Origin of the sequence: uncultured Turicimonas sp. (assembly GCF_902477955.1) — a bacterium.
Lineage (GTDB): Bacteria > Pseudomonadota > Gammaproteobacteria > Burkholderiales > Burkholderiaceae_F > Turicimonas.
In genome coordinates this window covers 1-7,228 of the sequence record NZ_CABSJB010000065.1, presented here as the reverse complement: position 1 = coordinate 7,228, position 7,228 = coordinate 1, and the positions used below count along the sequence as shown (strand labels likewise).

5 protein-coding genes are annotated in these 7,228 nt (G+C 44.5%); 2 read left to right on the top strand and 3 right to left on the bottom strand.

Annotated features, from left to right (window positions below):
* Both RDK53_RS12040 and RDK53_RS12035 read right to left on the bottom strand, forming a co-directional pair.
* On the bottom strand, positions 1-1,609 hold a 1,609-nt coding region (locus tag RDK53_RS12040), incomplete at its 3' end, for a cation:proton antiporter (RefSeq protein WP_308515194.1).
* A gap of 4 nt (positions 1,610-1,613) precedes the next feature.
* Positions 1,614-3,464, bottom strand: a complete 1,851-nt coding sequence (locus RDK53_RS12035; RefSeq protein WP_308515192.1) for a cation:proton antiporter — start codon at positions 3,462-3,464, stop codon at positions 1,614-1,616.
* 70 nt (positions 3,465-3,534) lie between these two features.
* Between RDK53_RS12035 and RDK53_RS12030 the strand changes: the two genes are divergently transcribed.
* Together RDK53_RS12030 and RDK53_RS12025 are read left to right on the top strand one after the other, a co-directional pair.
* A complete protein-coding gene (locus RDK53_RS12030) occupies positions 3,535-3,993 on the top strand; it encodes a phosphate-starvation-inducible PsiE family protein (RefSeq protein ID WP_308515190.1) in 459 nt (152 codons plus the stop codon).
* Between the two features lie 132 nt (positions 3,994-4,125).
* Positions 4,126-5,919, top strand: coding sequence for a flavocytochrome c (locus tag RDK53_RS12025; protein WP_308515188.1), 1,794 nt, complete (start codon positions 4,126-4,128; stop codon positions 5,917-5,919).
* A 105-nt stretch (positions 5,920-6,024) separates the two neighbouring features.
* Here the strand turns inward: RDK53_RS12025 and RDK53_RS12020 are convergent, their stop codons facing one another.
* Entirely contained in the window at positions 6,025-7,044 is a 1,020-nt protein-coding gene (locus tag RDK53_RS12020) for a hypothetical protein (RefSeq protein WP_308515186.1), read from the bottom strand.
* Positions 7,045-7,228: the final 184 nt, after the last annotated feature.

Here is a 7,228-nt window from a genome sequence, read left to right as displayed (position 1 = left end):
TCATTGCTCTGACAGCAATTTCATCGTCTGAGGTCATGATGACGGCTTCAATTTTGTGATTCAGAATCTTAGCGGTCTCAATCACTTTTCTTCTCAGAATGTCATCTCTGAAATTCAGAATGACCATAGCCGCATCCTGGACATGAGCCTGAATGAGAATTGCAGGATCAATGGCATCTCCGCATACTGCCTTAAATCCGTTTTTACGAAGATCTTCAACGATGTTGCGGTCTTTTTCAACAATGACAAACGGAACTTTTCTCTCGGACAAATCCTTCGCAATGTGTTCGCATACCTTGTTATATCCGACAAGAACCATGTGTCCTCTCAAATACTTGGATTCTTCTTCATCAGGCATGACGGAAAGAGGATCAGACTTAGCATCAAGAACCCGTGCGTATTTCCAGCGTTTTTTCATCAAGTTTCTGAGCGGTTCAACCAGGGCAAATGCAACCGGGTTAAATGCAATGGAAATAATGGCTCCTGCCAAGACTAAGCTCATACCCTCTTGAGGTAAAAGTCCGAGACTCACACCAAGTCCGGCAAGAATAAATGAGAATTCACCAATCTGCGCTAAGGAGGCCGCTACGGTCAGTGCAGTATGCAGCGGGTAACGGAAAAGCATTACCAATCCGAAAGCTACCAAAGATTTTCCCAGAATAATAATGGCCAGAACTGCTAATAAATGAAGCGGTTTATCGACCAAAATCATCGGGTCAAACATCATGCCGACGCCGACAAAGAAGATGACGGAGAAAGCATCTCTTAACGGCAAGGATTCCATGGCTGCCCGATGAGCGTATTTGGATTCTCTCATCACCATACCGGAGAAGAAAGCGCCCAAAGCAAAGGAGACGGAGAAGACTTCGGAGGCCCCGTAGGCAATGCCGATGGCAACTGCCAGTACGCACAAAGTAAAGAGTTCACGCGAACCGGTTTTTGCTACCTGCCAAAGAAGCCATGGAAGAACCCTTTTTCCTACCACAAGCATTAGGAAAATAAACAAAGCAACACGGCCGACGGTCCATGCAATGATTTCCCATAAAGGAGTAGCAGATTCAACAGACTGAACTGCTTCGGCACCAAGCATTGGAGCAAGCGGAGGCAAAAGCACCAAAATTAAAACCGTCATGATATCTTCGACGACAAGCCAACCTACCGCTATCTGTCCGTCATGACTTTCTAATATTCCTTTCGTCTCTAAAGCTTTCAGGAGCACTACAGTTGAAGCGCAAGAAAGACATAAGCCGAAAACCAAAGACTGACCGTATGACCATCCCCAATAATGCGCAACCAGCAAACCAAGGCCTGTAGCCAAGCCCATTTGAGCGACTGCCCCCGGAACGGCAATATATTTGACTCGCATTAAATCGGATAATGAAAAATGCAGGCCCACGCCGAACATCAGCAGCATTACACCGATTTCAGAGAGCTGGGAGGCAATATTGATGTCTGCAACAAAGCCCGGAGTGGCCGGGGAAACGATTACCCCGGCTAAAAGATAGCCTACTAATGCCGGAATCTTGAATTTTTCAGCGATAAAGCCAAAAACAAGAGCTATTCCAAAACCGGCGGCTAATGTCGAGATTAGAGTAAAACTATGTTCCATTACTTTATTTTTCCATGCTGTCAGTGGGTTTATTCGAAGAGCGCATCAATCTTTCATGCTGAGTAGACTTTTCAACTGTTCTTTCTTCGTCTGCTACTAAATCATCAAGCATATCTTTCGCCTTCTCTTCCGCCTCTTCTTCTTTTCTCTTGGAGTGTCCTCCGGAGCTGTATTTGGTAAATGAATAAATAGAGTATTGTGCAATCCTCAACGCTAAAGCCGTTGAAGCTTGAACCACAATTCCAAGGTTTTCGGATCTTAAATGATCTGCTTCCGTATCTGTCACGGCACGAATAATAATCTCAATATCAGGATTCAAAATTTTTGCTGCGGCAATAGCCTTACGGCTTTCTAATTCATCCGAGATAGTTAGGACTAATTGAGCAGAGTTTTGAACGTGAGCCTGTAAAAGTGTTGCCGGATCCGTGCAATCCCCCTGGATGGCAACAAAACCCTGTTTTCTAAGGGTGCTGATAACCTCATCTTGTTTATCTACTACGACAAACGGAATTTTTTGTTTTGTCAAAATCTCGCACACTTTTCTTCCGATAGAGGAATATCCGACAATGACAACGTGACGAAGAAGTTTTCTGCTTTCAACTTCATCGGGCATTGTGGATTGAGGATCTAAACGAGCCGCCGCCGTTCTGGCAAAACGAAAATGTTTGCACAGCAACTCTGCCACCGGTCTGGCCACGGAAAAAGAAATTGGATTGAGAGCAATAGTTAAAATGGCAGCCGCCAATACTAAATTCATACCTTCTTTAGTCAGCAGCCCTAACGACACACCTAACGTTCCGAGAATGAAAGAGAATTCACCAATCTGACCGAGGCAGCATGCCAGCGTGACTGCCGTATGAAGCGGATAGCGGAATAGAAGGACGGTTCCGAATGCAATCAATGGGTTAACAATAAGAATTAAGAAGAGAATTCCCAATAAATAGAATGGATGCTCAAGAATTGCTGACGGGTCAAACAACATGCCGACACCGACAAAGAAGATGACCGAGAAGGCATCGCGCAGAGGTAATGATTCAACGGCAGCTCTGTGGGCGTATTGAGATTCTCTCATCACCATTCCGGCAAAGAAGGCTCCCAAGGCAAAAGAAACGCTGAAAATCTCGGAAGCTCCGTAAGCAATTCCAATTGCAACTGCTAAAACACACAAGGTAAATAATTCACGGGAACCGGTCTTAGCAACTTGCCATAAGAGCCATGGAAGAACCCGTTTGCCGATGACAAGCATCAAGATAATAAAAGCAGCAACACGGGCAACAGTTTCGACAATTAACCGCCAGAGTGGAAGATCCGAACTTGTGCTGTGTCCCCCCAATAAGGAGGCCAATGGTGGAAGAAGAACGAGCATCAGCACGGTCACCATATCCTGCACGACAAGCCAGCCGACAGCCACCCTTCCGTCAAATCCTTCAAGAAGGCTTCGTGCTTCCAAAGCTTTAAGAACAACGACGGTTGATGCACAGCTTAAGCACATTCCAAGGATGACACATTGTCCGATAGGCCAACCCCAAAGGTGAGCCATCATAATTGCGCAAAAGGCCGAGAGTGCCATTTGGCATACAGCCCCGGGAACAACAAGTTTTTTAACTTTGAGCAGATCCGAAAGTGAAAAATTAAGACCTACCCCAAACATCAGGAGCATTACGCCAAGCTCTGAAAGCTGTTCCGCTAAACCAAGGTCAACATTAAAACCGTAAAGATTCGGGGAAACAATAATGCCGGCAACCAGGTAGCCGACGAGAGCGGGGAATTTGAGTTTTTCTGCAATAAACCCCAAAATTAGAGCAACTCCGAAAGCAATTGCTACAGTTGATATTAGAGTAATGCTATTATCCATTTTTACGGGTTTACCCTTCTCATTAAAGACCCACCTATTTTAATTTTTTTTCAATCTCTTAGGAACAAAAGTGGCCAAAAATTGGATTGCAAACGCAAATACGACATTTGAACAACTCATTTTGATTATTCAGGCAGTTGCTCTTCTTATCATCACTGTGGCAACGGGTGTAGCCATTGTGGCAGAAGGCTATGAAATGTTTTCCAGTAAGACCATCGGCCTGGCTAATTTACTTTTGCTGTTCTTATTCATCGAAATTTTGTCCATGGTTCGACAGTACGCTTTAGGTCAGCACGAATTAAAACTTAAAACTCCTCTCGTGATTACTGTTGTTGCAGTGGCCAGATATCTCATCATCAATATGGAACACTTAACGAGCAAATGGATCCTTCTTACCTCGGTATCCATCTTAATTCTCACGGTTGCTCTTCTCATTTCCAGAAAGATTCGCGGCATGCACGATGATGAGGTAGAAGAAAAAATGTTCGAACAAAAGCTTCAAAACAGCTTAAGCAAACCTGATAAATAAGGTTTTTATGGGACAAATAGGGGATAATCCCTAACTATCTGTTTCAATTTGTTAGATATAAAATAAGGGTATGCCCTGTAACACAGGGTGTGCCCTTAAATCTTTTCCATTCGGAAATAGGAGATCTAATAGATGAAAATCACCAAACTCTCTGCCGCATTGTTAGTTGCCGGTTTTGCCCTTGGCGCTCAAGCCGCAACATATCAGCCGGGAACATACACAGAAAAAGTTAACGGTCACAATGCTGCATTTACCGTAAAGGTCACTGTCAGCAAAAATAAAATTGAAAAAATCGAATACCCTGACAACCTTGAAACCATTGGTGTCGGCCGTGTTGCTCTTGATAAGTTAAGCAAGAAGATCATCGACAGACAATCTCTTGGCGTAGACAATGTAACAGGCGCAACAATTTCTTCCTTCGCTTTGAAAGGCGCTGTAAAGAAAGCATTGGAACAGGCAAAAGTCTCCAAAGCAGATATGGCAGCTCTTCAGAAGAACTCTGAAAAGTACACTGCCCTTCCTGACGAAATCAAAACTCAAGTCGTTATTGTCGGCGGTGGCGGATCCGGTTTAGCAGCTGCTATCGCTGCTCAACAGGCCGGTGCTAAGGTTATCGTTCTTGAAAAACTCGGTTTGTTAGGTGGTTCTACAAACGTCTCCGAAGGCGCTTTGAACGCTGCTGACCCGGAACGTCAAGGCAAGCAAGGCATTGAAGATTCCATCCAGAAACACTATGAACAAACCATGAAGGGCGGCCATGATATCGGCACACCGGAATTGGTTCATTATTTAACTGAAAATGCTCTTCCGACATTGCATTGGATGGAATCCCTCGGCGTTAAATTCAAACCGGAAGTCGGTACCGCTACAGGCGCTCTCTGGCAGCGTTCTCACTATCCTGTCACACCGAGCGGCAACAGCTACATCCGCGTATATCAAAAATATATCGCTGATCACGCTAAAGACATGACTGTTTATACAGACATGACCGTTGAATCCTTAATCAAGGATAAAAACGGCAGAATCATCGGCGTAACTGCAAAAGACGGTCATACCGGTAAAGTCACTAAGTTCATGGCTTCCAACGGTGTTGTAGTTGCAACAGGCGGTTTCGGTGCTAATGTTGCTTTGCGTCAGAAAGTTAATACCGGTGTATTCAAAGACTACGACCTCGGTAAAGGCATCGGCTGCACGAACTTCTCTAAATCCGCTCAAGGCGCTGGCATTGAAATGGGCGAAAAAGTCGGTGCAAACGTTATCGGCATGTCCGACATTCAGGTTCACCCATGCGGAACACCGGGTACTGGTTTGATGGAAATGGTTCGTACCTCCGGACGCAACCGTGTATTCATCAACGAACAAGGCAACCGTTTCGTTAACGAAGGTGCAGCCCGCGACGTATTGGCAAAGGCAATCTTCGCTCAGCCACATTCCACATACTATGTCTTAGTCAACCATCTCCGTTATCCATCTCTTGACTGGGTTGATGCCAACGGCGCCAAGATGAAAGACATGATCGACTTAGGCCGTGTAGTTTCTGCTCCAACTCTGGATGAATTGGCCAAGAAACTGAACATGCCTGTTGAAAATCTTAAGAAATCTATTGCTGACTACAATGCAGTTGTAGAAGGCAAAGCTAAAGATGCTCTTGGATTCCAGGCCAACAACAAGGCTGATAAGGTTATGACTGAAGGCCCATGGTATGCCTGCAAGAAGGTCCCAACCGTTCACCATACAATGGGCGGCTTGCAGATCAATACTAAGGCTCAGGTTCTTGATAAGAACGGCAAGGTTATTCCGGGTCTCTACGCAGCCGGCGAAACAACCGGCGGTATCCACGGTTCTAACCGTTTAGGCGGCAACGCTATTGCTGACATTATGGTCTTTGGCCGTACTGCCGGTACAAATGCCGCACAGAATAAGTAATTCTGTAAATTAACTCCTTGAAATCGCTCCCGGTTCTTGCCGGGAGTTTTTTATAGGCGAGACACTGCATGAGACTTACCTACAGTGTCATTCCACAAGAGTCCTTTAGAATCTAAATTCGCCCGCTAAGAAAAAGCTTTTTCGCTTATTGAATCCGACTTCAGTAAGAATATTGAAGTGTTTTCCTACCTCATAGCGTGCACCGACCAACATATTCCACGGAGACTTCAAATGCTGCTTAACGTGGAACTCTCCTTCCCCTTTAGAATTGACCGCATTGATCAATCCTTGAAGTTTAGGAGAGAAGTCAAGATTGGAAAGCTTGCCGTTAAAGTTTTGGGTGACATCTTGGTACATCGTGCCAACCCAGAGACTAAGCTTTCCTTCCGGCCAATTAATGCTTTCAACCCCGGAAACATTGAATCGATAACCGAAGCGAGGTGCTAAAGTAAAGGCTTTGATGTTGCCGGTAATGATATCCAATTGGGTTTTGGTGTAATTCATGTCCAGTAAACCAAACCAATTTCCATAACCGCCCGCTAAAGTGAGACCGCCTCCGTAAGTTTTTCCTTTAAATTTCAGAACAAAATCTAAATCATCCATTCCACCCATCCCCTGAATAACCTTATCTACAAAAGGAGTAGGAGATGACACGGAAATCTTGGAAAGCGAGCGCCCTTTCGTTCTTCCAAAGACGCCATAGACATTCATAAAGGGAAATACCCAAGTATCCAGCCTTAAAGTTTCAGTATGACTTTTTTGCTTTGTACTTTTAACTCCAATTTCAAAAATATCGGATGGGATCGGAGTGTATTTCGGACGGAAGGGATATTTAAAAGAAGGAAGATTCATTCCTAACCCGCTGAATTTAATGTCCTCTACTACGATATCTTGTTTCATATGCATGTAATTGACATTAACTCCGAAGGGTTCCGGAAGCTCATATCCTCTTTCCTTAGCCTCTTTGCCAAAGAAAGGCAGCAGCCTATCTCTGCTCTCGCTCCCCTCACTGTTGAGGTTCTTTTCTTGCTCAACGCGCTTTGCGGTTTCCTGTGCATGGACCTGCGAAAAAAGGATCATTGCAGAACAGGCAAGCGATAACGCCAATAATTTTTTTAAATTCACAATCCGCTCCAGAGCAGAAAAAGAGAAATCTCTTTAGAAGTCATTAAACAAAACAATAATAGAAACGCTAAGTTCTTGAATGTTTTTAACGTAACTAATTTGGATACATTGGTTTTTGACATCCTCCTCTTCGTGAACGAAGAGGATTCCCTACCACCACTACAACAGCCGTAGCCTATTGTTG